This is a genomic window from Prochlorococcus sp. G5PB11 (assembly GCF_059772425.1).
Genome location: NZ_CM186287.1, coordinates 1,606,870 through 1,631,401 on the forward strand (window position 1 = coordinate 1,606,870; position 24,532 = coordinate 1,631,401).

Genomic DNA, 24,532 nt, shown 5'->3' on the forward strand with positions numbered 1-24,532 from the left:
GTGCTCTTCGGGCGCAACTTTCTGATTCTCTTAATAAATTGTCCTACAAATTGGCCACAGAAAGCATCATTCTCCTTTATTATCACTGCTGGCAGTCTAATTAGCTGCTCTTATTTACTCGTCCCATCAGGGACATACACATTCGTCCTCATGACCACCATTCAGCAGCAGCGTTCTTCGTTGCTCAAAGGTTGGCCACAATTCTGCGAGTGGGTTACTTCCACCAACAATCGTATCTATGTCGGTTGGTTCGGTGTATTGATGATCCCTTGCCTTCTTGCGGCAACAACTTGTTTCATCGTTGCATTTATCGCTGCTCCTCCAGTTGATATCGACGGTATCCGTGAGCCAGTAGCTGGTTCATTTATGTATGGAAACAACATCATTTCTGGTGCTGTTGTTCCTTCAAGTAACGCTATCGGCCTTCACTTCTACCCAATCTGGGAAGCAGCAACTCTTGATGAGTGGCTATACAACGGTGGCCCTTACCAGCTTGTAATCTTCCACTTCCTTATTGGTATCTCTGCATACATGGGACGTCAGTGGGAGCTTTCATACCGTTTAGGTATGCGCCCATGGATCTGTGTTGCATATTCAGCTCCTGTATCAGCAGCTTTCGCTGTATTCCTTGTTTACCCATTCGGTCAGGGTTCATTCTCTGATGGTATGCCTCTAGGAATCTCTGGAACATTCAATTTCATGTTCGTTTTCCAGGCTGAGCACAACATCTTGATGCACCCGTTCCATATGGCTGGTGTAGCAGGTATGTTCGGTGGTGCTTTGTTCTCTGCAATGCACGGTTCTTTGGTTACTTCATCACTTATCCGTGAGACCACAGGACTTGATTCACAGAACTACGGTTACAAGTTTGGACAAGAAGAAGAGACATACAACATCGTTGCAGCTCATGGCTACTTCGGTCGTTTGATCTTCCAATATGCAAGCTTCAACAACAGCCGTAGCCTTCACTTCTTCTTGGCTTCATGGCCAGTAATTTGTGTTTGGTTGACATCTATGGGCATCTGCACCATGGCTTTCAACTTGAACGGCTTCAACTTCAACCAGTCTGTTGTAGATACTTCAGGCAAGGTTGTACCAACCTGGGGTGACGTACTTAACCGTGCAAACCTTGGTATGGAAGTAATGCATGAGCGTAATGCTCACAACTTCCCACTTGACCTAGCAGCTGCTGAGTCTACTTCTGTAGCTCTTGTTGCACCTGCAATCGGTTAAGTCTTTAACTTGATTTTTCAAAGCCCTCTTTTAGAGGGCTTTTTTTTTGCTTTTTTCAAGTTATGCATTGCATTTATTGGTTTATTTTTTAGTGAGTATTGATTAACATTTTGAAGATAGGTTTATTTATGGGAAGTAGTTTCGGAAAACTTTTTAATATCAGCACTTTTGGTGAATCTCACGGTGGTGGTGTTGGTGTAATCATTGATGGATGTCCACCAAGGTTGGAGCTTGATATCAATGAAATACAAAATGATCTAAATAGAAGGAGACCAGGTCAAAGCAAAATCACTACTCCCAGAAACGAGAGTGATGAAGTTGAAATTCTTAGTGGTCTTTTAGAGAACAAAACTTTAGGAACACCAATTGCGATGGTTGTTAGAAATAAAGATCATCGGCCTAAGGATTATTCTGAAATTAAAAAAGCCTTTAGGCCATCTCACGCTGATGCAACTTATCAGAAAAAATATGGAATTCAGTCTTCAAGTGGCGGAGGACGAGCATCCGCAAGAGAGACGATAGGTAGAGTCGCGGCTGGTTCTGTTGCAAAGCAACTTCTCACTAAGTCTTCTAATACGGAAATACTTGCTTGGGTGAAGAGAATTCATGATATAGAAGCTGATATTCAACCCAATGAAGTAACTTTTGATGAGATCGAGAAAAATATTGTTCGGTGCCCAAATCAAAAAGCTGCAGCTTTAATGATTAAACGAGTAGAAGCTTTTGGGAAAGAAGGAGACTCGTGCGGAGGAGTAATAGAATGTGTTGTTCGTAATCCTCCAGTCGGCATTGGTATGCCTGTCTTTGACAAGTTGGAGGCTGATTTAGCAAAGGCATTAATGTCTTTGCCTGCCACTAAAGGTTTCGAGGTAGGGTCTGGTTTTGGAGGTACTTATCTGAAAGGCAGTGAACATAATGATCCTTTTGTACCATCGGACTCTGATCAATTGAAAACTGCTACGAATAACTCAGGGGGCATTCAAGGAGGAATTTCTAATGGTGAGGATATAGTTTTGAGGGTTGGATTTAAACCTACAGCAACAATTAGGAAAAGCCAAAAGACTATTGATGAGGATGGTAATGCTGTAACTCTCAAGGCTAAAGGAAGACATGATCCTTGTGTTTTGCCAAGGGCAGTTCCAATGGTTGAAGCAATGGTTGCATTGGTTTTAGCCGATCATTTACTTAGGCATCGAGGACAATGTACTGACTTTAAAAATCAATAATTAATTATTGGTTTTTAAAGTAGATCTTGAATAATCTCTTAGCCAAATTCCTAGATCGTTGTCGGGAGTTTGGTTTCGTAATTCTCTTCCGATAACTAATGCATCGTATCCATTTTTTATAAATTTTTTTAAGTTTCTACTTTTAATTCCACCCGCACCAATAAAAAAAATGTCCTTTTGAGTTATCTTTTTTAATTCGTTTATAAAATTAATTCCTAATTTTGATGCAGGAAAGATTTTTACAATTTTATATCCTAGATTAATTGCTTCTTTGAAATTTTCAATATTCGATATCCCTGGAATAACTAGTTGATTATTTTGTATGGCTTTGAGGTGAATTTCTTTGTTAAATGATGGACTCATCGAATAATTTAGATCTAATGAGAGAATTGAATCTAAAGATTCTATTGACTCAATTGATGCAGCACCAAGATTAATTGATTTGAAATTCTTTTTTATTTCTGATATCAAATTAACCCATTCTGCATTTGAATCCCACCCTATTTCAACATTTTTAATACCATAATTATATAGTTTTTCGATTTTTAAAAATAAACTCTCTCTTTTTTTTGATATATTAAAAAATTGATTTTCTAGCCTAATAACAACTATTAAAGGCTGTAATTTAAGTCTATCTATTAAATTATTTTGCTTGATTTCCAAAAATTATATTTATTGACTAAGCATACTCTGCAACTTTAACTTCATGGCGAATTAATAAATCCTGGAACTCAAGAGAATCAACGGTCTCAGTTTCCATAAGCATTGATGTTAACTCTTCGAGAACCTGACGGTTTTCGTTTAAAGCTTTTTTGGCCCTTTTGTATGCTATTTCAACAAGAATTGAGACTTCTGAATCAATAGTGGCAGCTGTATCTTCTGAAAAATCTCTTTCCGCAGAAATGTCTCTACCAAGAAACATGCCCCCTTGAGATCGACCTAAAGCTACAGGCCCTAACTTGTCACTCATGCCAAATTTCGTAATCATTTGCCTAGCAACTGAAGCTACTTGCTTTAGATCATTTGATGCACCAGTAGTTACTTCATCTTCTCCGTAAATAATTTCCTCTGCAACTCTTCCTCCAAGTGCAACAGCCATTTGATTTTGTAGGTAAGACCTTGAATAAAGACCAGATTCCATTCTTTCTTCACTGGGAGTGAAAAAAGTTAAACCTCCAGCCTGTCCTCTTGGAATGATTGAGATCTTTTGTACTGGGTCATAATCTGGCATTACAGCTCCAACTACGGCATGACCAGCTTCATGGTAGGCGACTAGCCTTTTACGCTTCTCACTCATTACTGTATCTTTTTTCTCTGGACCAACCATGATTCTCTCTATTGCAGCACCTATTTCGTCGTTGCTGACCTCAGTTAATTCTCTTCTGGCAGCTAATATAGCAGCTTCATTTAATAGATTTGCTAAATCAGCCCCGGTGAAACCAGGTGTTCTTCTAGCTACCTGATCGAGGTCAACTCCCTTTGAAAGAGTTTTACTTCTTGCATGAACTTTGAGTATTTGTAATCTACCTGAGTAATCAGGTCGGTCTACGGTTACTTGCCTGTCAAACCTCCCAGGTCGCATTAGTGCAGAGTCAAGCACGTCGGGTCTATTGGTCGCAGCAACAATAATTATTCCTGTATTTCCTTCAAATCCGTCCATTTCTGTTAGTAGCTGGTTTAGTGTCTGCTCTCTTTCATCATTACCTCCTCCTAGGCCTGCTCCACGCTGGCGACCTACAGCATCTATCTCATCAATAAAAACTATACAGGGAGCATTCTTTTTAGCTTGTTCAAAAAGATCTCTAACTCTGCTAGCACCAACTCCAACAAACATTTCTACAAACTCAGAACCTGAGATAGAAAAGAATGGGACAGAAGCTTCACCAGCTACTGCTTTCGCAAGCAAAGTTTTTCCTGTTCCTGGAGGGCCTACTAATAAAACACCTTTAGGAATTTTTGCTCCTACAGCTGTAAAGCGGTCAGGATTTTTTAGAAAATCAACTACTTCAGTAAGTTCAAGCTTTGCACCTTCAATTCCCGCAACGTCTCCAAAAGTAATTTTTGTCTCTGACTCCATTTGTAATCTTGCTTTACTTTTTCCAAAACTCATAGCTTGATTTCCACCCCCACCAGAGCCAGCTCTTCTAAATAGAAAAAATAGACCTCCAAGTAAAAGAATTGGGAAAATAAGGCTGCTAGCTGCTTGTTGAAGTGGGTTTGCTTGAGTAGTTGGTTGTACAGCAATATCGACATCATTATCGGTTAGAAGTTGCAGCAATTCTTGATCAGGAGCCAAATTAACCAAAGCTCTGTTTCCATCACTTTCAACAATTTGAGCTGTACCTTTGTCTGGAGATATAAGTACTCTGCTTACCTGCCTGTCTTGAACAGCTTCTATGAAGTCACTATATCTAAGTGTCCTAGATGCTTTAGTCGGACTTGGCTTATCGAAAAAAGCACTTCCAACAAAAATCACTACTACAACAATTAGGACATAGAGGCCTATGTTTCTCCAGCGTTTGTTCAATGTTCTTCCATATCTAACAAGAGTTTAATAGGATCAGGTCCAACTATGCGGCTCTTAGTACATCAACGACGCTTTTAAATGCAAACCATTCAGGAATTTCTTCCCCACTTCTAAGCATTTTTCTGAATTGAGTGCCGCTTAATTTTTTTACGTGTAATCCTTTTTCTTCTGCATAATTAGCGGTTACATATCCTTCCTCCTCAGTAAAAACGAGATTTAATGATGGAACAGTTTGCATCTCTAATTCTTCACAGCACTTGTTTGCAAAATCCTGAGCATCATATGGACCATAAAAATCTTTTCCGCTAAGAGAGGACTTACAACCGGCCATATCTCTTCCAATAATGAAATGAGTGCATCCATAGTTTCTCCTAATAATCATGTGCTGAAGAGCCTCTCTTGGCCCAGCCATATGCATCGAATAAGGAAGGTATGACCATCTGATTTTTGGATTATTCACCTCAGAGGCAAGTTTTTCATAAGTTTGAAATCTTACTGATCCAGGGATGTCATCTTCTTGAGTTGGTCCACAAGTTGGGTGAACAAGAACAACACCATTTTGGCTCACATTATTTGCTTCTAAGGCTCTTGTGAAAAGCTCGTAATGGGCTCTATGAATTGGATTTCTGCACTGGAATGCGACAACATCTTCTCCAGGTGGAAGTTTCTCTCTTACTTGAGAAGGGGTTTGGCAAGTAAAAACTCTTCTAGGTAATTCGAGACCTTTGATAGAGCCCCCTAAATAATATTTTTTTCTCTCCATAGAGATCATTCTTATCGCAGGATGCTCCAAAGAAGTTGTTCCATAGCAAAACTGGGCCTCAATCACTTTGTCAGGTGTCCATTTTTCTTCTACTTCTAAAATCGCCAGTTCTTGATTTTTGTAATTTAGTAAAACAGAATCTCCTGGATTTATATCTTCTCTATCAGTATCCATCACAATTGGCAATCCAAAAAGCAGACCTGATTCGATTCGATTATGTTTGACAACTGAGTTGTAATTTTTTTCACTCATGAACCCATTCAAAGGTGAAAAAGCACCTACCAAAAGAAGCTCAATATCACAAGCATTTCTATCTGAACAATTTAAAGTTTTAAAAGAATTTTTTTTTAACTCTTTTGCCTCTTTATCAGATGCCATAAGGTTTAAAAGTTCTCCACCATAAGGTTTGATCAAACCTTCAAGATTTCTATTAGAATTCTGCTTGCTAGTCATTTTGCCGTGAAGTAACCCGGCAAATTCTCCCAGATAAAGGGCCCATATTTGAGAAATTGTTTGGATTAAATTTTGCCCAAAAAAAAGAGGGTTTTACCCCCCCCTTTTTTTTTTGATTGAGATGGTTATTTTTTAGGCTTTGCGACCATAGAAGATACCTTTAATTTTGATATCAACTGGATCTTTTGATCCAAGGTCATTGTCTGAAGGTTGGATGGCAACAAATTGGCCGCCAAATTCTTCAGTATCTGCATCAACACTATCGACAGTAAGTGTTATTTCACCTTTACCGCCAAGATCATCTTTAACATTTTCTCTTGCAAGATCTTCATCATCACCCCCACGAGCAATGAGAGCTTGAGCATATTCAACACCAGTTGATTTGGCACGGCTCTTTGGATCAAGAAAGTCTGCAGATCTATAGCTAGGAGTTGTTGTTGGACCTGAAAATTCAGCTCCAGGTTCAATTGACTTTCCTTGCTTGGATTCAGCAACCATCTCTTTAACAGAGAAAGCAAAAGGGAATTCTTCTCCATTTGGAGCAAGAACTGTAATTAGAGAGAAGTCAATACCACCTTTTTCAGTGAATTTACCTCCAGAGAGATCTCCATAAACTTCATCAAGACTTGTGTTGAAGCGAGGACTGATAATTTTTGCTATTGCAAAATCAGATTTATTTCGCTTGTTACCTGGAAGTTTTACTGAAACTTCCGTTGGCTGAAGGCATAAACTTTTAAATTGGCCGTCAGCATTGATAGAACCCGATGAACCAGCTGGTAAAACAGTGCAAGCATCAGCTTGGCCAGTATTAACAACATTGCCAAAACGAGCATTGCCTTGCTCGCGCCCTTTTAAAGCCGCAGATGCGCTTGATGGGAGAGTTGTAAAGGTGAGACAAAAAGCCAGCATCAAAGCCAGCAGAGGACGAAATCGCATGAGAGGGCTAGATGACTGCGGTCGAAACCGCCCAATTAATTCAGTTGGGATATTACAGGTGTCAAATACTTCTTATCACAAGCATTTGACAGCTCTATACAACCCGTAGCTTTTTGTTTGTTGCATTTAACACTCCGATTTCCTCGAAAACCCGCTTGCAGCAGTTGTTTCCAAAGTTTTGACGCTGATTATTGAAAAAAAATAAATACTCAAAAAATCTGTAAATTTATGATTTGAGATTTCGAATTTCATCTAAAAGTTGATGAGATATTGAAAGTTTTGTCGATAATGATAATTTTTTGACGATTTTTTTCGGACCTAACAAGAAACCACTGTTGAAGTTTTCGTCAAATCCTTGCCCAGATCTGTCAATGGGATTGGCCATAAGAAGGTCACAACCTTTCAAAATTCTTTTTTTCTCTCCCTTTTCAATAATTTCATTGTCATTTCCAGTCTCAGCAGCAAAACCTAGGAAAATTTGATTTTCTAATTTCTTGCTTGTTTGTTTTTTAATTATGTCTGCAGTCATTTCTAAATCATCAAAAATGGACTTTAAAAAAAATTCTTTGGAAATTTTTTGTACACATGGACTATTTTTTTTGAAATCTGATACTGCTGCAGCCATAACAATAACTTGAGCAGATGGTTGCAAATCATCAATTTTTGCTCCCATTTCAGCTGAGCTTCTTACTGGGTAAGTATTAAGCCCCTCTAAAAGATCTTCTTGAACCCTTATTGGGCCATGTACTAAGTCAACTTGTGCACCTCTTAATTTTGCAGCTTGAGCTATCAAAACCCCCATTCTTCCACTACTTCGATTTGTTAATTGTCTTGCAGCATCAAGATCTTCGACGGTAGGCCCAGCTGATATGAGAAACCTTATGCCTATTAGATCTTTGGTGAGAAATTTATTCTCTGCCTTGAAAATCAATGCACTTTCAGAGGCTAATTCAATAATATCTAAATTTACCATTTTCCCATCACCAACTCTGTCGCAAGCTAAAAGTCCTTCACTAGGCTCGAGGCTTATAATTTGGTCTATGGTCTTTACGAAATTCCAATTCTTTTTTACTGATTGATTTCCCCACATTGAGGTGTTCATTGCTGCAGCAAAAAGTATTTGAGATTGACTGGCTAAAAGAATGCTCGACAGAAGCCCATCAGCATTTCCAGTAGTAAATTTGGATAAAGATGTGGCGCTCATGGGTGCAACAATAATTAGCTCTGCCCATTCTGCTAATGCAATATGCAAGGGCTTAGTTTGAGAATCATTCCACTGATCTTTATCTTGATAACATTTATTTCTGCTTAAAGTAGATAAAGATAGGGGGCTAACTAACTTTGCTGCGCTCTGCGTTATGACGCATTTGACCTCTACCCCAGCTTTTACTAGACGACTAACCAAAGCAGGAGCTTTTACTGCTGCAATACTTCCTGTGACAGCAACTAATATTTTTTTTCCAGATAAAGTTGAATTATTCATGATATGTAGATTTTATCTTAAATAGATCTTTAAAAGATATTTTTTAAATTTAAATAATTTATATTTTTCATATTAAAGGAAATTTGATTGTTTATATTTTGATAGAAGTAATTTTTTTGCTTTATGTGATCTTTGTTTTATTATGTATATGTTAGAGAATTTAATAATGAGAAAAATCTAAAGTAATTTTTTGTTTTTTTCCATATGCCTCCAAGAACGCAGAAAACAGTTTTATATAAATCATCTGCAAAGATTTTTGATAGGCTAGCAAATTGGGCTGCAAATCCATGGAGAAGATATTCATTGTTGGTAATTATTTTTTTGATAGGTTTTTTTCTTGGTAGTTCCCTTGGTATGATCAATGGAGTACTTGCTTTGATGGACCCGGTTGGCGCATTTATAGTATTAGTATTTTTGGAGATATTAATTAAAGCTAGATTTATTTTTTTAAAATCGAAAAAGCCAAAAATTCTTGTATGGGTCATAGACATGTTTAGGCTCGGAATAGCTTATGGCCTTTTTTCAGAGGGATTAAAATTGTTATAAGTGCAATTAATTATTTTTACTTAACCCTAGTAAATACAACAAGGCCATTCTTGTTGGAATACCATTCTCTACTTGCTTGCTTATAAGATTGATTGAATTATCTTCCACTAAGTTACTGCTTATTTCTATTCCTCTATTCACTGGTCCGGGATGTAGGACAGGAACTTTCTTTTCACACCACTTTAAACTTTCATGTGTTATTCCATATTTTGTATAGTAACTATCTAGATCTGTCAGCATATTTTGCTTCATTCTCTCTTTCTGTAATCGAAGTGTCATAACAGCATCACTATTTTTCAAGGCATCTTTTAGTGATCTTTCTATAAAAATAGAACCTCTCTTCTTGATGGGGTCAAATTTTTGTCCTGGCGGAGGATTGAGAACAAAATCAATGAATTCTTCTGGAAGTAGACTTGGAGGTCCACAAAGCGTTACTTCAGCTCCACATGCAGTAAGGGCCCAAAGGTTTGATCGGGCAACTCTAGAATGAAGAATATCTCCAACTATTGTGATCCTTTTGTTTAAAAGACTCTTCGTGGATGGTTCGTTTGGATTAAAGAAATTAGCTAGTGTAAACAGATCCAAAAGTCCTTGACTTGGATGACTATGAAATCCATCTCCTGCATTAAGAATAGATGTATTGATGTTATTTGTATCTAGGTAATTAGCTAACTCCGCAGGCACATTTGTAGACTCGTGCCTAATTACTAAAATATCAGCACCCATGGAGATGTATGTGAGGATTGTGTCTAATGGGCTCTCTCCTTTGCTTAAAGAACTTGTTGATACAGAAAAATTTTGAACATCAGCAGATAGTCTCTTTGCAGCAAGTTCAAAGCTAGATCGTGTTCTTGTGCTTGGCTCAAAAAATAAGTTAGTAATCAATCTTCCTTGAAGTGCAGGAAGTTTTCTAGAACTTGATTTATGGACATCTTTGAATCTTGTTGTTAGTTCTAAAACTGTGTTGTAATCTTCTAAAGAAAAAGTAGATAGATCAAGAATGTGATTTTGTTTCCAATTATTCATAATCCCTCAAATGTGGGTGCTGACCAACACTTGTTTTTCGGAGGAATTCGATCTCCTTTAACCCTTTTGCTAACACTCCTACTACATTTAAGGTACCAACGCCAAGGTATATCTTTAGCTTGAGATATGCCAATTCTTGTAGTCTGAACAATATTTCCCGTCCTTCTAAAATTTTCTCCCTGCTGTAACCAAAAATCATTTGCAGGTGATAGGGGTAAATTGTCAAAATTGCGATTTAATCCAAACCTTTTTGCTAATAACCCTGGCCCAGAGGCAATTCTCTCGTTTTCCCCTTTTATTTCTATTGATCGAAGAAGTACACCATTTGCCCAATTTTTCTCTCCGGTAACGATATTAACGCAATTATTAATTCCGTATGAAAGGTATATGTAAAAGTTACCAGGTTCTCCAAAAAGTGTTTCGTTCCTTTGAGTTCTCCCTGAGAAACCATGGCATGAGTCTTCTTCTTGAGAATAAGCCTCAGTTTCAACAATTACACCAGCAAGATAGTTGTTCTTTGATAAGCGCTTAACTAAAAAACAGCCAATTAAGTTCGGAGCGACCAAATGAGATGGCCTTGAGAAGAATTCTTTTGTAAGAATTGAGATTTGCTTACTATTTCTTTTGATTCATATTACTCACTTAATAATAGATTTCTACAATTGCTTATCAATCGACTAGAACCTAGGATTCCACAATAGGCATTTAGATGGCACAATGGTAGATGAACTAATTTGTCTAACCGAAATCACTAAGATCTTTGCTAATAAGGTTTCCTTGTAATTTAATAAAGATCTTCAAAATTTTCTAACATAAACATGACTAAAATTTCTTCGTCTGATGTTCGTAAGGTTGCGCAGTTAGCTCGTTTAGAACTGCCAGAAGATCAAATAGAAACTTATACAAAGCAACTCGAAGAAATACTTTCATATGTTGATCACCTACAAGAAATAGATACTGGTAATATTCCCCCTACTACTAGAGCTGTCGAAGTAGTTAATGCAATGAGGGATGACTTTGTTGAAGTTAATAGCTCAAGAGAAGATATTCTTAATCAAGCTCCTCAAAGAGAAGGTGATTTTTTTAGGGTTCCTAAAATACTTTAGATTTATAAACTACCTTTTGGTTTCTGTTTTTATACGAGTTTTATGAATTAATTTTATATATTTTTTTCTCCAATTAATTTTGGGTAATATTCTTGCTAACGATCTCATTTTACTTCTTCTTTCTTTATGACTTCTAATTCCAAGTAAAATATCATATAGAAAATTTAGACTATCTTTTTTAGTTTCAAAAGTACCCATTCTTTGAGGTGAACCTTTTTGATCTAAGAGAGGTTTTGTCGCTTCATAAGCAGGTTTATATTCAAACCAGGGAATTGATGGCCATAAATGATGAACTAAATGATAATTTTGTCCCATTATTAACAAATTCATTAATTTACTTGGATAGACTCTTGCATTTCGCCATCTATTTCTAGATTGAAAAGGTCTGTGTGGAAGATAATCAAAAAATATTCCTAAAGTTACTCCCACCATTAATGCTGGTCCAAACCATAGATTATAAATAACATTCATAAAATTATATTTAATTCCCGCAATTACAATGCAAATAAATATCCCCCTCTCAATTCCCCATTGCATTAGTTCAAACTTTCTCCACAGTTTTCGTTCAAAGAAAAAATATTCATGATAAAAAAATCTTGGAGCTATTAACCAAATAGGACCAAAAGTACTAACTATATGATCTGGATCGTTTTTGGGGTCGTTAACGTATTTGTGATGTTCGAGATGAACTCTTGTGAAAACTGGGAAACTAAAACCTAGTAATATGGCCGAACCATGCCCCATGAATTGATTGATCCATTTATTTGGATGGGCAGCATTGTGACAGGCATCATGAATAACGGTTCCTTCCATGTGGAGAGCCAAAAAAGCCAATGCGACTAATATTGGTAACGGCCAATTCCCTTGATACCATTGCCAAACACTAATTATTGCAAGACAATACCCACCAAAGAATAGCCCTAAAGTTACGTTTATGGGCTTAGGCGGATCAAGATAGTCCTGGATCTCATTTTGCCAGTCTCTTAATGACTTCAGTTTTTTTGTTGCCTTATCTTTGTCAGACCTCGATAAGCACTGGGTCATTGCTTGATGTGATGTAAATAAATGAGCTTGTTCAGCTTAATTAAAAAATGCCCACCGGGAGACTTGAACTCCCACGACTAAAGTCACTGGTACCTAAAACCAGCGCGTCTACCAATTCCGCCAGGTGGGCCTAGGTTCTCACCGATAATCAACTGATCTTAGCAGCTCATTGATGGCTATTTAAAGACTATTTTTGATTCGTGAACGTAAAAAGATTAATGTAATTTTTATATTGATATATGAGAGATTGGTAATTCTCTTTTTATGAAGCATGATTTGTAGCTGCTTAAGAGGCTTCTCCTACCAAAAACAAGATTCATATTGACAAAAATATGGTTGTTTCTATTTTTGGATATTTATTTCTTTTTGTTGGATTTTTGACATTGTTTTTACCTTTAATGCTTGTCGAACTAAGTAGGCCTAGAGATTGGTTAATGGGCGTACTTTTTTTATTTTTAGGATTATTTCTCCTAGTGGAGAATGATCTTTTAAGAGGTTCGATAAATTTACTTGTTATTTCTATGGCAATTTTATATGGAAAAATGATACTAGAAATCATTGAAAATAGATGGTATAAACTAAGTCCTGAAGAAATAAAGCGTATTGGATCTTTTCAAAGATGGTTTGAATCTTTTAAACAGCTCGTTCAAAGTTTTGCTTTACTAAGCAATGGCTTTTTAAAGGTTCTTACAAGCTTTACGAACAAATCTGAAAAACCTTTAAAAGAAAAAAAATGGGTTCATCCAGAATTGAAAGAAGAAGTCAAGAAGAAAGCAGTTGATCAATCTGTTCCAAATGGTTCCAATAAGATCATAAATCAAGAATTACCTGAAAATGAAGAGACTTCTTGATAAGGTTAAAAGGCCTAAAGTAACCAAGTTGACTACTGGATATTTCTCAAAGTGAATAATGTAAATAAAGATTCTCAAAAGGATCGCCCTACCTACAAAGACACTCTCAACCTTCTGCATACAAATTTTGGGATGAGGGCTAATGCAACCCAAAGAGAACCTGAGTTACAAGCTTTTTGGGCTGAAGAAAAAATAGATTTCGAATTAGGCTTAAAAAATACTGGAGAGACTTTTACTTTGCATGATGGCCCCCCTTATGCAAATGGGACGCTGCATATGGGCCATGCTCTTAACAAAGTATTGAAGGACATAATTAATAAATTTCAAACTATGAGAGGTAAAAAGGTTTGTTATGTCCCTGGATGGGATTGCCATGGGTTGCCTATTGAATTGAAAGTTCTTCAAGGTTTGGATAAAACTCAACGGGCGGAACTTACCCCTATTAAATTGAGGAAAAAAGCAGCTGCTTATGCAAAAAAGCAAGTTTCTCAGCAAATGGATGGTTTCAAAAGGTGGGGAGTCTGGGGAGATTGGGATCAACCATATTTAACTTTGGACAAAAAGTTTGAAGCGTCCCAGATTAAGTTATTTGGCGAAATGGTTTTCAAAGGATACATATATAGAGGCTTAAAACCTGTTCATTGGAGTCCAAGTTCTCAAACTGCTCTTGCCGAGGCGGAATTAGAATACCCCAGTGGTCATGTTAGTAAAAGTATTTATGTAGGATTTAAAGTTGATCAAATACCAAAAATATTAACTCAAGAAATTTCTAATCAAGCACCAGATCTTTTTAATTCTGAAGGACAATTAAAAGAAGTTAAACTTGTTATATGGACAACCACGCCTTGGACAATTCCTGCAAATGAGGCAATATCTGTTAACCAAAAATTAGATTATGTAATTGCACAAGGCTCTGATAGATCTTTAATAATTATTGCTAATGATCTTTTGGCAGATGTTTCTGAAAGCGTAGGAGTTAATTATGAAAAAAGAGTATTAATCAATGGATCGAAATTAGATGGTATTCTATATCATCACCCTTTATTTGATAAAAGAAGTCCTGTAGTATTAGGGGGAGATTATATAACTACTGACTCTGGAACTGGATTAGTACATACTGCTCCAGGTCATGGTGTTGATGATTTTAATACTGGTAAAAAATATAATCTACCAATTTCTTGCCCAGTAGATGCTAAAGGTTTTCTAACTAAGGAAGCTGGAAAATTTGAAGGCCTAAATGTATTAAAAGATGCTAATAATACAATAATAAATGATCTCATTAATACTGGATCTTTGATTAAAGAAATACCATATGAGCACAAGTATCCTTATGATTGGAGAACTAAGAAACCAACTATTTTTAGGGCTACAGAGCAATGGTTCGCTTCTGTTGAAGGGTTTAGGGATAAAGCACTTTCTTCAATAGAGGATGTTATTTGGCTCCCTGAATCTGGCAAAAATAGAATTCACTCTATGGTTAGAGAAAGAGGTGATTGGTGTATTTCACGACAAAGGACATGGGGAGTACCAATACCAGTTTTTTATGAAAAAAATGGGAAAGAAATTCTACTTAATCAAGAAACTATTGCTCACATAACTGATTTATTCTCTACTCATGGAGCAGATGTTTGGTGGGAATACGAAGTTTCTCAGCTATTACCTCCGTCTTATTTAAACGAGGCAGATCGATGGCAAAAAGGCACTGATACTATGGATGTTTGGTTTGACTCAGGCTCTAGTTGGTCTTCTGTTATTTCCAAGAAAGAAAAACTAAATTATCCAGCAGATTTGTATTTGGAGGGATCTGATCAACATCGGGGTTGGTTTCAGTCATCTTTATTGACTTCGGTAGCAGTAAATGAATATGCACCTTTTAAAAAAGTCCTTACACATGGTTTTGCTTTAGATGAGAATGGCAGGAAAATGAGCAAATCCTTAGGAAATATTATTGATCCTTTAGTTATAATTAATGGTGGTTCAAATAAAAAATTAGATCCTGCTTATGGAGCAGATGTTTTGAGGCTTTGGGTTAGTTCTGTTGATTACTCAGCAGATGTTCCTATTGGTTCAAATATACTTAAGCAAATTTCTGACGTTTATCGCAAGGTTCGAAATACGTCTCGGTATCTATTAGGAAATCTCTATGATTTTGATTACAGAAAAGATTCCATTGATATTTTAAACCTACCATTATTAGATCAATGGATGTTGAATAGAACAGCTGAAGTGATTGATGAGATAACCGACGCGTACTCCAATTTCGAATTCTCTAAGTTTTTCCAAACAATTCAGAATTTTTGTGTAGTTGATCTATCAAATTTTTACTTAGATATAGCAAAAGATAGGTTGTATGTGAGCTCTAAAACTGACTTTAGAAGAAGAAGTTGTCAGACAGTTTTATCCTTGGTTATTGAGAAAATATCTGGCTTAATTGCACCTGTTTTATGTCATATGGCAGAGGATATTTGGCAAAACATTCCATATAGTTTAGAGGAAAACTCCGTTTTTCAAAGAGGATGGCCTAAAGTCCCTGACTCGTGGCGAAATAATAGTCTTAATATTCATGTTGCTGAATTACGCAAACTTAGAACAGTTATTAATCGTATGTTGGAAAGCTGTCGAAATAATCAAGAATTAGGTTCCTCTTTAGAAGCTTCAGTAAGAGTTGATATCTTTGATGAAAAAGTTAAAGATGCTATCGAATGGTTATCTTTAAGTGAATCTAACGAGGTTGATGTCTTGAGAGATTGGTTCCTTGTTTCATCTTTTCAAATTGGGGGAGAGCCTTGGGCTGAGGTTTTAGTCAGTGAAGATAATGATATTGCATCAGTGGATATTGCTAAAGCCAATGGATTTAAATGTGAAAGATGTTGGCATTACGAAGTTAAAATGAGCCAAAATCAAAACCATCCAAAGATTTGCACTAGATGTGAAAAAGTAGTGTTGGCTATTTAAATATAAATTAATTATTGTCTAAAACTTACCTGCAAAACGTCCATTTTTTGGGAATTGGATCACAAGCCATTGTAGTAAACCTATTAGATATAGTATCAGAGCTAGATATGCGAAAAATGTAGCTAAAGTTGTAGTCCAATTACCATCTAAAATAAATTTTATAATGATTTTTGTTGTAATAAATGTATTGTATGGGATTTCTCTCCAAGTATCGCAATAGTTTTCTGTTATTGAATTTAAACATCTCCAACTAATAATATGAAGTCCAGTATTTAAAATTCCCCAGAAGGATAAGCTCCAACGCCAAATTCTTGTTGTTAATGAAATTGGGTTGTATATATACATTTCATCAATTTCTTCATTGAGATCAACCCAAAACCAAATAGAAGCAATCATTAGTATTGGTGAGATTAGAGATATGAATAGGCCTAATTGGCTCTCACTACTTAGAAACAGAATATTTATTGCGTAAAGACTAGAAACTTTCCAATAAATTGATAACAATCGATCAATAGAGCTTGAATTGGAAATTTTTGCCCAAATAAAGAGAAACAAAGGCAGACCAAATGCAAAAGTGGCTGCAATACGATATGAGAGCCAAACTAGAATTTGGAATTGAGGTTCAGTCAAGACAATAATCTCATTCATATGTATTATCAGCCTTTATCTATTTTTTTCATCTTTATTCCCAATTATTAAAGATCTTTCTCTATATTCATAGAAAAAACCTGACTCAGAAATCGAATTTATTCTATATTTTTATTGACGATTAGTAGCAAATAAATAATATAGTTTATCTTCTTGAGACTTTGATCAGGAATTTGAAGTTAACTTGCTAGGATATAACTTTGATTTATTAATATCAGGCTTCATTTGTGAGACAGCATGTAAATCCTCTAAGCCATTTTTTTCAGTTACCTTTATCACTGCCAAGTAAGTCTGTTCTTTTCAAGAATTCTCATCACCCAATTCATTTAGATATTGGTTCTGCTAAAGGAGAATTCTTAATAGAATTGGCATCAAAATATCCCAATTGGAATTTTTTAGGACTTGAGATAAGAGAACCTCTTGTTAGTTCATCTGAAAGAAAAAGAAAACAATTGGGATTGTTAAATTTAAAATTCCTATATTGCAATGTGAATATTAGCTTAGATGAATGGTTATCAGATTTAGATCTTAATCAATTAAAAAGAGTTTCTATTCAATTCCCAGATCCGTGGTTTAAACGAAAACATCTTAAAAGGAGAGTCTTAACAAGAAGTCTTCTAAATTCGATTGCACGATCTATAAGTAATGATGGTGAACTATTCATACAAAGCGATATATATAAACTGATTGAATATATGACTAATATTATTGATGAGAGTATTTATTTTGATAGAAAAATTTTAAAAGGATTAAAATGGCTTGAAAAAAATCCCTACGAGGTAACAACAGACAGGGAATCATTTGTTCTTAAGCAGAATTTGCCAATATATAGAGCAATGTATATTAGAAATAGTGTTCTATTCATAAATTAAGGTGATTTATAATTAATATAATCATATGCTTTTTGAATTCAAGAATTTTATATATAATTAACTATAGGAATGCTTATCTATTATGAAAGATAATACTAGTGCAGGCAAAGACCTTAGTAATTTTCAAAAATATTTTTTAGCTTTTCTAAGTTTTTTTCTAGTGATTGCTTTACTCTTTATTCGCAATGGTTTTAAAGAAAATGCAATGCTTGATCAATTAGCTAAAAACTCCCTATTACCTGAAAATGCCTTGTCAAATGGAAAACCTACAGTTTTTGAATTTTATGCAGATTGGTGTGAAGCTTGTAAGGAGATGGCTCCAGATATGATTGATGCAAAAAAACAAAATGACAATAAAGTCGACATTGTTTTACTGAATGTTGATAATTCTAGATGGATTGATTTGATTGAACAATATGATGTTAATGGTATTCCTAAGCTGATTTTTTTTGATGAGAAAGGTGTTATGAAGGGGGTTTCATTAGGGGTTAGAAAATATAATGAACTTAATGAAATATTTATCTCTTTAATTAATAATTCAAAATTACCATCTTTTACTAAAGAATCAAACTCAAGCAATTTGTCATCAGAATTTTTCTCTAAGGAGGAGAGTTTTAATAACATTATTAAAACTGAAGCTCCAAGAAACCATAGTTAATTGAGCCAATTTAAAGCTGATGAAACCACTGGGTATTCTTTCGAAAAAATATTTTTGCACTCTTGTGCAATATCCATATGTTCTTTTTGGGTCCCATGGCCAGTTCGTAGATTTATGTAATGAATCCAAGAACGACATGAACCTGTCATGTAAATCCTAGTTGGTGTAGCAAGTGGAAGTACAAATCTCGCACATTCTTTTGCTATTCCTGCTTCTAGCATTTCTTCATAAAGTTGTTTATTTAGATTGAATTGACGTTTTATCTTTTCATTAAATTGATTTATAATTTTTTCTGATAAATCTGAAATTGAATTTTGTCTATTTTTATTATCTTGCCTTCTCAATTCAGGTAGAGGTATTTCTCCAAGAGCTCTACTATCTGCATAACGTTGCGAGAATTCTTGAAAAGTAAATGATCGATGTCTCAATATTTGTGCTGCAATTCCTCTTGTGGTTTCTATTTGTAAAGTCATATAAGCTTGCTCAAACACACTCCAATGTTCATTTTTGATGCAATATGCCAATAATTTACTAAAGTCTTCATTATCTTGATTTTTTGGATTACTAACTCTGGCTATGTATGCCATGTTTTTCTCAGCATCTGGTGTAGAAGTTATTAATTGAACAAGACTCATATTCAAACTTTTGCTAAGGTTACTTTTTCTTGTTGATGTTGATATTTGCCTTGCCTATCGTTATAAGTAGTCTCACAAGGGTCACCTTCAAAGAAAAGTAATTGACAAATTCCTTCATCAGCATAAATCCTGCAGTCCGCCCCAGAACTGTTACTAAATTCAAGTGTTAGATGACCTTCCCAGCTTGCTTCTGCAGGAGTTGTATTGACAATTATTCCTAAGCGAGCATAAGTACTTTTGCCAAGACAAATAACAGTAATATTTGGAGGGACTTTCATTTTCTCTAATGCCACTCCAAGACCATAAGAGTGAGCAGGTAAAATAAAATATTTACCATCCTGATCTTCTTTTAAATCGGTAGGTTCTAGATTCGCAGGATTAAATTTTTTTGGATTCATTACTGTTCCTGGAACATGTTTGAAAATCAAAAATTCTTTTGAGGATAGACGCAAATCGTATCCATAAGATGAGCAACCAAAGCTTAAAACAGGTGATTTTTTTGATTCAGGTTCAAGATGCCTTATTAGTTTTTCTTGAAATGGTTCAAGCATTCCTAAAGAAGCTTGCTGTGAAATCCAACGATCGTTCTTTAACATTTAATTGCAGCGTAATTCGGTAATTTGATCAGCCATCTCAATCACTTTAGGAGGAATTGATTGTCCCGTAAGAATAATATCTGTAGATGATGGGCGGTTATTGATCATAGAAATCAAATCAGTTTCTTCTATCAAACCAAGGCTAATTGCCATACCAATTTCATCAAGTACGATTTTGTCTAACTTTTTTTCAACTATACGTTTTTTACAAAATTCCCATAGTTCTTTAATTGCTTTCTCTTCATGTTTTTTCTTAAAAGATAAATTTTCTTCTGGCAACTCTCCAGGTAAGCAAGTTTCAATAGCTGGTCTTAACCACTCCAGTCGACCACAAAGATTTACTGCTCCATGGGGACCTTGATTGACTCCGCCTTTCAAGAACTGAGATATTAAAACTTTGCTTCCCAAGCCTGCAGATCGTAGCGCCTCGCTTAGAACAATAGAAAAACTACCTCTAAAAGGAGAGGTGTGTATTTGTAATTGGCCTTGTGTTTTAACTAGTTGTAAAGGTTTTCTATCTGGAAGAGCCCTAAGAGAAGGCCCTTTGGCTAGTGACAAATCCTCTCGTTGAGCATTGATGCTTGATCCTGCATTCATCTCAAATTCGATCGTAACGTCGTAATTTTAATCTAGCGCTTTAAAATTTGTAATCAACCAAAGAACACTATCTGTGGTGTATGAGGTAAAATTTTTTAACTTTTAAGATTCTTCGGAGCTTTGAAGGGGTTTAAATCTATAGACCAATTTTTTGAATACTTTTCAAGTTTATTTTTAAGCATGCGGATTTTAAATAGTAGAATTCAGAACGAGGAAAGAAATTGAGATGGGGATTAAGGGTGAAAAAAGTCGCCATGGCTACATATCGTTTTTTCACAACTTATTAATGTTCTCAGAACGATCAATTAAATATGGTCACTTCATTTCGTGGCTTTACCCGTTTCAACCAACAAAAAAATAGCCATATGGCTGTTAATTCATCATCAAATTCTTTGCCTCCAACCAACACTTTGTTGGAAGTAATTAAGTCTTTAGATGGTGTCTCTACTGAAGTCGTAGATAGGTCAAAAACAATTTTTTTCCCTGGCGATCCAGCAGAAAGGGTTTACTTGATTAGGCGTGGTGCTGTTCGCTTGAGCAGGGTATATGAAACGGGTGAAGAAATTACAGTTGCTTTATTGAGGGAAAATAGTCTTTTCGGAGTTTTATCTTTATTGACAGGGAATAGATCAGATCGTTTTTATCATGCAGTTGCATTTACTCGTGTGGAACTCGTAGCGGCCCCCGCAACTTCGGTAAGGAATGCAATTGAGCAAGATGCTTCAGTTGGTTTGCTTCTTCTACAAGGTCTATCCAGTCGAGTACTTCAAACTGAGACAATGATTGAAACTTTAACTCATAGAGATATGTCTTCTCGGCTTGCCAGTTTTTTGCTGGTTTTGTGCAGGGACTTTGGTGTACCTGGGGAAAAAGGTGTAACAATTGACTTAAGGCTTTCACATCAAGCTATTGCTGAAGCTATTGGTTCAACCAGAGTAACTATTACACGACTACTTGGTGAGTTAAAAAGTTCATCATTGTTGGCAATAGATAGGAAAAAGATAACTATATTCGATCCAATAGCCTTAGCAAAAAGATTTAATTGAAGGCCATTGCATACTAAGGTTTAGGAGGTTTGCTTAATTCCACTTCTTCTTTCTTTCTGTGACAGTCTGGCTGAAAATTCTTTTAATATTAATCCTAGGTGGAATACTATCTACTTTAGGAGATCGCTTAGGTTCTAGAGTTGGTAAGGCTCGTTTAAGTATCTTTAAATTAAGACCAAAAAGTACTGCTGTTTTAATAACTGTTTTTACTGGAAGTATTATTAGTGCTATTTCATTTGCAACAATGATTGTATTTGATAGAGATTTAAGGGTCGGATTATTTCAATTAGAGGATATTCGAGAAAAGATTATAGATAGTGAAAAAGAATTAAAAAAATTAGAAAAAAATTTATATGCTTTTAGAAGTGGAAATGTAGTAATAACTAGTGGCCAGACTTTAGTAACTAAGACCATTAAATTAAATAAAAATAGTGATATAAAAAAAATTATCGAAAGTTTATTGCAGCAAGCTAATCTTTATGCTTTTAATTTAGTAAAAACAAATCAATCTAATTATAGAAGGATATTATTAGTTCGTAAAGATGATATTGAGAAGCTTGAGAGTAAAATATCTGATAACAGAAGTTGGGTTGTTAGAATTAAATCAGCAGGAAATATACTTAGAGGTGAAAATTATGTTTATGCATTTCCAGAGGTCACATTAAATAAAATTATTACAAGTAAAGGAGAGGTTATTGCTTTAGAAAATATATCTTTATCTGATTCTGACTCTGAATCGATTAGTAAAAAGATTAATCTTTTAATGGCTTCAACTTTGGCAGAGGTTAGGCGACGAGGATCGTTAAGTTCTGAGTTGCAAATTAATGCTAATCAAATTAATAATTTAGGAAAGTATCTAGTTAGTAAAAAAAAGGGACAATTTCAAATAATTGCTAGAGCTGTTGATACTCATCAAAGTGCAGATAAAGTCTCTGTATCATTAGAGCTAAAGTCTTTAGAAGAAATTATTAGAAGCAAGAATTAAATGAGTTTTTATATATCAATAGATCCAGGTAATAAAAAATGTGGCTTATTGTTGGCTGATATTAAGTCCAGAAAAGTAATTGAAGCAGGGATAACTTCGTTAAATAAATTTTCTGATTTAGTTTCGTTTTGGAGTGAAGATTATGATATCAGTAAGATAATCATTGGTGATGGAACAAATTGTAAGTATATAAAGAATGAATTAAAACGAAAAAAATTTTTTGATCTAAATTATGTGAATGAAAAAGGATCAACTTTACGAGCAAGGTTTCGATATTGGGAAATTTGGCCCCCAAATTATTTTATTCGTTGGCTTCCGAAAGAAATCCTTTTCCCTCCTGAAAATCTTGATGCCATTGTCGCTTTGATTTTATTGGAAGATTTTTTAAAATCTTCATTGATCTGGCCTGATAATCTAGATATTAAAATTTGGCCCTAACTGTAAAAATGTAATCTCCGCCAGACTCAAGTTTGTAATCAGCTTTTACTAAATACCTTTCTAAGGCATCTTTTATTAAGGCTCTTCCAAGTGGTGGTTCTACAAAAAGTTGTCCCCTGTGAAAAGCCCAAATAAAACTCCATTCGAAATCCCCTGCACGAACAATCCCTTCAACCTTCTTTTGATTAAAGCATTGCTTATGAATTTGAAGATATGCAGTAGTGGATGGTTTGTTATTCATTCTCAAACAGTTATGATTTTTCAGGCTTGTAAGAATTTAGTCGAGTAGTTATATTTTCCCAATTGTTTGATGTGATTGAATCAATACAACTAATAATTTCCTGAATGATCAAATTTAATACTATAAATTCTTCTTTTGAAAATCTACCTAAGACATGAGATACAGTTTTAGATTTTCTGTCTTGTTGAATCTCACTTGGGGGCCCTATCCCAATCTTTAATCGCTTAAACTCAGCAGTCCCTAGATGTTTGATGATACTTTTTAATCCATTATGACCGCCTGAACTACCCTTAGAGCGGACTCTTATTTTCCCTAGAGGTAGATCCATATCATCTACTAAGACTATTAATTGATGATTTTCAAAATTAAACCAATCCTTTGCTGATCTGACTGATTTTCCACTTTCATTCATGTATGTATTAGGCATTAATAGTCTTGTTTGTTCTATACCTGAGCCATAAGCACAAGTCCTACCAAATAATTTTTTGCTTTCACGAAAGCTACAATTATTTTTCTTTGAAATCTCTTCTAAAACCATGAAACCAACATTATGTCGAGTTTTCTTGTACTCAACTCCTGGATTTCCTAAACCAACTAGTAATTTTATGTTATTGCCCAACATATCAATTAGATAGAATCTTTTTGATTCTAAAAGTTAAATATATTTATTTAATTTTGGAGAAATTAGTTTTCTTTCTCCAAAATGTCTTCATTTGAAGACTCTTCTTCTGTCATGGCGTTTTTGATTTCACGTTCAAATTCCGTAGAGGCGCTTTGAAGACCTTTGAGAGTTTTACCAATAGTTCTTCCAAGTTCAGGAAGACGTTTTGGACCAAAAATAACGAGTGCTAATCCAGCAATAACAGCTATTTCAGGTAAACCAACCCCAAAAATATTCATGAGCAAAATTCAACTACTCAGAATTTAATCAATTCAGCCGTTCCAGTCGACAGAAAAACCTTGTAGGAGAAGTGATTGGTTATAAATTTGGAGCATTATAACTAGAAAAACTAGTAGCAAAATTCCTATAAAAGCCATTACTGGTACTGCTCCCCATCCTGGTACAACTTTTCCTTGTCCAGAATTGCCAATGGATTTAAGCAAAGATCCAAGTGCTGTTTTTTGTCCCATGTCGGTTCTCTTAGCTCAGATTTGTATGAGTCCAGATATTGTATGAGAACTTGTCCAAAAGAAGAAGAGACTGTAGAAACTTGTGATGGAATGACCTAAAAAAATATGATATTTGAGAATTATGCTTAGAAAAAAGCTGAAAAAAGCTGAAAAAAGCTGAAAAAGAAAAAGAACTAGATAAATACAAAAAAAAGGAAAGTTAAGGATTTGAGAAATTTGAATGGGAAAAAATTAATCTCTCTATCTATATTCCTTGCTTTGATTGACTTTTTAAGCTTTATCGAAATTGAAAAACTTTTCCAGTTTCCAAAAGTCTGTAACACCTTTGCTTTTTTCATTGGAGTTATTGACTTCATAGGATAGGTTTAACCTCTAATTACTAGGTTAGGATTCATGCTTGCCCTCAAGATTTCCGTTTATACGGTCGTCTTTTTCTTTGTCGGGATCTTTTTATTTGGTTTCTTGGCAAGTGATCCAACAAGGACTCCAAATAGAAAGGATTTGGAAAGTCCTCAGGATTAAAAATGACACGCTAA

General features: G+C 35.2%; 28 protein-coding genes and 1 tRNA gene. 12 read left to right on the forward strand and 17 right to left on the reverse strand.

Going from position 1 to position 24,532, the window contains the following annotated elements; genetic code table 11:
* The first annotated feature begins 150 nt into the window (after positions 1-150).
* On the forward strand, positions 151-1,233 hold the full coding sequence (psbA, locus tag AC6EI0_RS09295) for a photosystem II q(b) protein (protein WP_011294225.1): 1,083 nt from the start codon (positions 151-153) through the stop codon (positions 1,231-1,233).
* A 128-nt stretch (positions 1,234-1,361) separates the two neighbouring features.
* A complete protein-coding gene (gene aroC, locus AC6EI0_RS09300) occupies positions 1,362-2,459 on the forward strand; it encodes a chorismate synthase (protein ID WP_498522262.1) in 1,098 nt (365 codons plus the stop codon).
* Here the strand turns inward: aroC and AC6EI0_RS09305 are convergent, their stop codons facing one another.
* The 5 genes from AC6EI0_RS09305 to coaBC all read right to left on the reverse strand — a co-directional run bounded on the left by AC6EI0_RS09305 (position 2,460) and on the right by coaBC (position 8,621).
* The gene (locus AC6EI0_RS09305) at positions 2,460-3,122 is read right to left on the reverse strand and encodes a bifunctional 4-hydroxy-2-oxoglutarate aldolase/2-dehydro-3-deoxy-phosphogluconate aldolase (protein ID WP_498522263.1); all 663 of its coding nucleotides are present in this window, start codon (positions 3,120-3,122) and stop codon (positions 2,460-2,462) included.
* 16 nt (positions 3,123-3,138) lie between these two features.
* Positions 3,139-4,986 carry an ATP-dependent zinc metalloprotease FtsH gene (gene ftsH, locus AC6EI0_RS09310; protein ID WP_498522264.1) on the reverse strand — a complete coding sequence of 616 codons (1,848 nt, stop codon included), beginning with the start codon at positions 4,984-4,986 and terminating at the stop codon, positions 3,139-3,141.
* A 43-nt stretch (positions 4,987-5,029) separates the two neighbouring features.
* Positions 5,030-6,202 (reverse strand): sulfate adenylyltransferase, encoded by a 1,173-nt coding sequence (gene sat, locus AC6EI0_RS09315; protein WP_498522265.1) that lies wholly within the window; start codon positions 6,200-6,202, stop codon positions 5,030-5,032.
* Positions 6,203-6,334: 132 nt separating this feature from the next.
* Positions 6,335-7,138 (reverse strand): photosystem II manganese-stabilizing polypeptide, encoded by an 804-nt coding sequence (locus tag AC6EI0_RS09320; RefSeq protein WP_498522266.1) that lies wholly within the window; start codon positions 7,136-7,138, stop codon positions 6,335-6,337.
* Positions 7,139-7,364: 226 nt separating this feature from the next.
* Positions 7,365-8,621, reverse strand: a complete 1,257-nt coding sequence (coaBC, locus tag AC6EI0_RS09325; RefSeq protein ID WP_498522267.1) for a bifunctional phosphopantothenoylcysteine decarboxylase/phosphopantothenate--cysteine ligase CoaBC — start codon at positions 8,619-8,621, stop codon at positions 7,365-7,367.
* Between the two features lie 204 nt (positions 8,622-8,825).
* Here coaBC and AC6EI0_RS09330 point away from each other — a divergent pair, with 204 nt between their 5' ends.
* Positions 8,826-9,167, forward strand: coding sequence for a DUF565 domain-containing protein (locus AC6EI0_RS09330; protein ID WP_498462116.1), 342 nt, complete (start codon positions 8,826-8,828; stop codon positions 9,165-9,167).
* A gap of 6 nt (positions 9,168-9,173) precedes the next feature.
* Here AC6EI0_RS09330 and AC6EI0_RS09335 read toward each other — a convergent pair whose 3' ends face one another.
* Entirely contained in the window at positions 9,174-10,193 is a 1,020-nt protein-coding gene (locus tag AC6EI0_RS09335) for an aspartate carbamoyltransferase catalytic subunit (RefSeq protein ID WP_498522268.1), read from the reverse strand.
* A complete protein-coding gene (locus tag AC6EI0_RS09340; RefSeq protein WP_498522269.1) occupies positions 10,190-10,759 on the reverse strand; it encodes a DNA-3-methyladenine glycosylase in 570 nt (189 codons plus the stop codon). The genes AC6EI0_RS09335 and AC6EI0_RS09340 overlap by 4 nt, the downstream gene beginning before the upstream one ends.
* 252 nt (positions 10,760-11,011) lie before the next feature.
* Here AC6EI0_RS09340 and gatC point away from each other — a divergent pair, with 252 nt between their 5' ends.
* Positions 11,012-11,299, forward strand: coding sequence for an Asp-tRNA(Asn)/Glu-tRNA(Gln) amidotransferase subunit GatC (gatC, locus tag AC6EI0_RS09345; RefSeq protein ID WP_498522270.1), 288 nt, complete (start codon positions 11,012-11,014; stop codon positions 11,297-11,299).
* Between the two features lie 9 nt (positions 11,300-11,308).
* On the opposite strand, the gene crtR is transcribed toward gatC, so the two are convergent.
* Positions 11,309-12,343 (reverse strand): beta-carotene hydroxylase, encoded by a 1,035-nt coding sequence (crtR, locus tag AC6EI0_RS09350; protein ID WP_498522271.1) that lies wholly within the window; start codon positions 12,341-12,343, stop codon positions 11,309-11,311.
* A gap of 48 nt (positions 12,344-12,391) precedes the next feature.
* A tRNA-Leu gene (locus AC6EI0_RS09355) sits at positions 12,392-12,473 on the reverse strand.
* 202 nt (positions 12,474-12,675) lie between these two features.
* On the opposite strand from AC6EI0_RS09355, the gene AC6EI0_RS09360 reads away from it, so the two are divergent.
* Both AC6EI0_RS09360 and ileS read left to right on the forward strand, forming a co-directional pair.
* Positions 12,676-13,194: a hypothetical protein gene (locus AC6EI0_RS09360; RefSeq protein ID WP_498522272.1), complete on the forward strand. Its 519-nt coding sequence runs from the start codon at positions 12,676-12,678 to the stop codon at positions 13,192-13,194.
* A 51-nt stretch (positions 13,195-13,245) separates the two neighbouring features.
* Positions 13,246-16,149 carry an isoleucine--tRNA ligase gene (ileS, locus tag AC6EI0_RS09365; RefSeq protein ID WP_498522273.1) on the forward strand — a complete coding sequence of 968 codons (2,904 nt, stop codon included), beginning with the start codon at positions 13,246-13,248 and terminating at the stop codon, positions 16,147-16,149.
* A gap of 18 nt (positions 16,150-16,167) precedes the next feature.
* Here the strand turns inward: ileS and AC6EI0_RS09370 are convergent, their stop codons facing one another.
* Positions 16,168-16,779, reverse strand: coding sequence for a DUF3177 family protein (locus AC6EI0_RS09370; RefSeq protein ID WP_498522275.1), 612 nt, complete (start codon positions 16,777-16,779; stop codon positions 16,168-16,170).
* A 245-nt stretch (positions 16,780-17,024) separates the two neighbouring features.
* Between AC6EI0_RS09370 and trmB the strand changes: the two genes are divergently transcribed.
* The gene (trmB, locus tag AC6EI0_RS09375) at positions 17,025-17,669 is read left to right on the forward strand and encodes a tRNA (guanosine(46)-N7)-methyltransferase TrmB (RefSeq protein WP_498522276.1); all 645 of its coding nucleotides are present in this window, start codon (positions 17,025-17,027) and stop codon (positions 17,667-17,669) included.
* A gap of 82 nt (positions 17,670-17,751) precedes the next feature.
* Positions 17,752-18,327 carry a thioredoxin domain-containing protein gene (locus AC6EI0_RS09380; RefSeq protein WP_498522277.1) on the forward strand — a complete coding sequence of 192 codons (576 nt, stop codon included), beginning with the start codon at positions 17,752-17,754 and terminating at the stop codon, positions 18,325-18,327.
* Here the strand turns inward: AC6EI0_RS09380 and thyX are convergent.
* The 3 genes from thyX to AC6EI0_RS09395 are packed head-to-tail and all read right to left on the reverse strand — an operon-like array spanning position 18,324 to position 20,155.
* Entirely contained in the window at positions 18,324-18,962 is a 639-nt protein-coding gene (gene thyX, locus AC6EI0_RS09385; protein WP_498522278.1) for an FAD-dependent thymidylate synthase, read from the reverse strand. The genes AC6EI0_RS09380 and thyX overlap by 4 nt on opposite strands.
* 2 nt (positions 18,963-18,964) lie before the next feature.
* Positions 18,965-19,558: a dCTP deaminase gene (gene dcd / locus AC6EI0_RS09390; protein WP_498522279.1), complete on the reverse strand. Its 594-nt coding sequence runs from the start codon at positions 19,556-19,558 to the stop codon at positions 18,965-18,967.
* The gene (locus AC6EI0_RS09395) at positions 19,559-20,155 is read right to left on the reverse strand and encodes a cob(I)yrinic acid a,c-diamide adenosyltransferase (RefSeq protein WP_498522280.1); all 597 of its coding nucleotides are present in this window, start codon (positions 20,153-20,155) and stop codon (positions 19,559-19,561) included.
* A gap of 311 nt (positions 20,156-20,466) precedes the next feature.
* On the opposite strand from AC6EI0_RS09395, the gene ntcA reads away from it, so the two are divergent.
* The 3 genes from ntcA to AC6EI0_RS09410 are packed head-to-tail and all read left to right on the forward strand — an operon-like array spanning position 20,467 to position 22,624.
* On the forward strand, positions 20,467-21,201 hold the full coding sequence (gene ntcA / locus AC6EI0_RS09400) for a global nitrogen regulator NtcA (RefSeq protein ID WP_498462129.1): 735 nt from the start codon (positions 20,467-20,469) through the stop codon (positions 21,199-21,201).
* Between the two features lie 58 nt (positions 21,202-21,259).
* Positions 21,260-22,186, forward strand: coding sequence for a DUF3084 domain-containing protein (locus tag AC6EI0_RS09405; RefSeq protein ID WP_498522281.1), 927 nt, complete (start codon positions 21,260-21,262; stop codon positions 22,184-22,186).
* Complete coding sequence (locus AC6EI0_RS09410) at positions 22,187-22,624, forward strand: RuvC family protein (protein WP_498522282.1); 438 nt, start codon at positions 22,187-22,189, stop codon at positions 22,622-22,624. It begins immediately after the preceding gene.
* On the opposite strand, the gene AC6EI0_RS09415 is transcribed toward AC6EI0_RS09410, so the two are convergent.
* The 4 genes from AC6EI0_RS09415 to psbH all read right to left on the reverse strand — a co-directional run bounded on the left by AC6EI0_RS09415 (position 22,608) and on the right by psbH (position 23,996).
* Positions 22,608-22,865 (reverse strand): DUF3146 family protein, encoded by a 258-nt coding sequence (locus AC6EI0_RS09415; protein ID WP_498520381.1) that lies wholly within the window; start codon positions 22,863-22,865, stop codon positions 22,608-22,610. The two genes, AC6EI0_RS09410 and AC6EI0_RS09415, sit on opposite strands and share 17 nt — an antisense overlap.
* 10 nt (positions 22,866-22,875) lie before the next feature.
* Positions 22,876-23,487 (reverse strand): aminoacyl-tRNA hydrolase, encoded by a 612-nt coding sequence (gene pth, locus AC6EI0_RS09420; protein WP_498522283.1) that lies wholly within the window; start codon positions 23,485-23,487, stop codon positions 22,876-22,878.
* A 62-nt stretch (positions 23,488-23,549) separates the two neighbouring features.
* Positions 23,550-23,765 (reverse strand): TatA/E family twin arginine-targeting protein translocase, encoded by a 216-nt coding sequence (locus AC6EI0_RS09425; RefSeq protein ID WP_413389751.1) that lies wholly within the window; start codon positions 23,763-23,765, stop codon positions 23,550-23,552.
* 33 nt (positions 23,766-23,798) lie between these two features.
* Positions 23,799-23,996 (reverse strand): photosystem II reaction center phosphoprotein PsbH, encoded by a 198-nt coding sequence (psbH, locus tag AC6EI0_RS09430; protein ID WP_413677259.1) that lies wholly within the window; start codon positions 23,994-23,996, stop codon positions 23,799-23,801.
* 393 nt (positions 23,997-24,389) lie between these two features.
* Here psbH and AC6EI0_RS09435 point away from each other — a divergent pair, with 393 nt between their 5' ends.
* Complete coding sequence (locus AC6EI0_RS09435; RefSeq protein ID WP_011294252.1) at positions 24,390-24,518, forward strand: photosystem II reaction center protein I; 129 nt, start codon at positions 24,390-24,392, stop codon at positions 24,516-24,518.
* Positions 24,519-24,532: the final 14 nt, after the last annotated feature.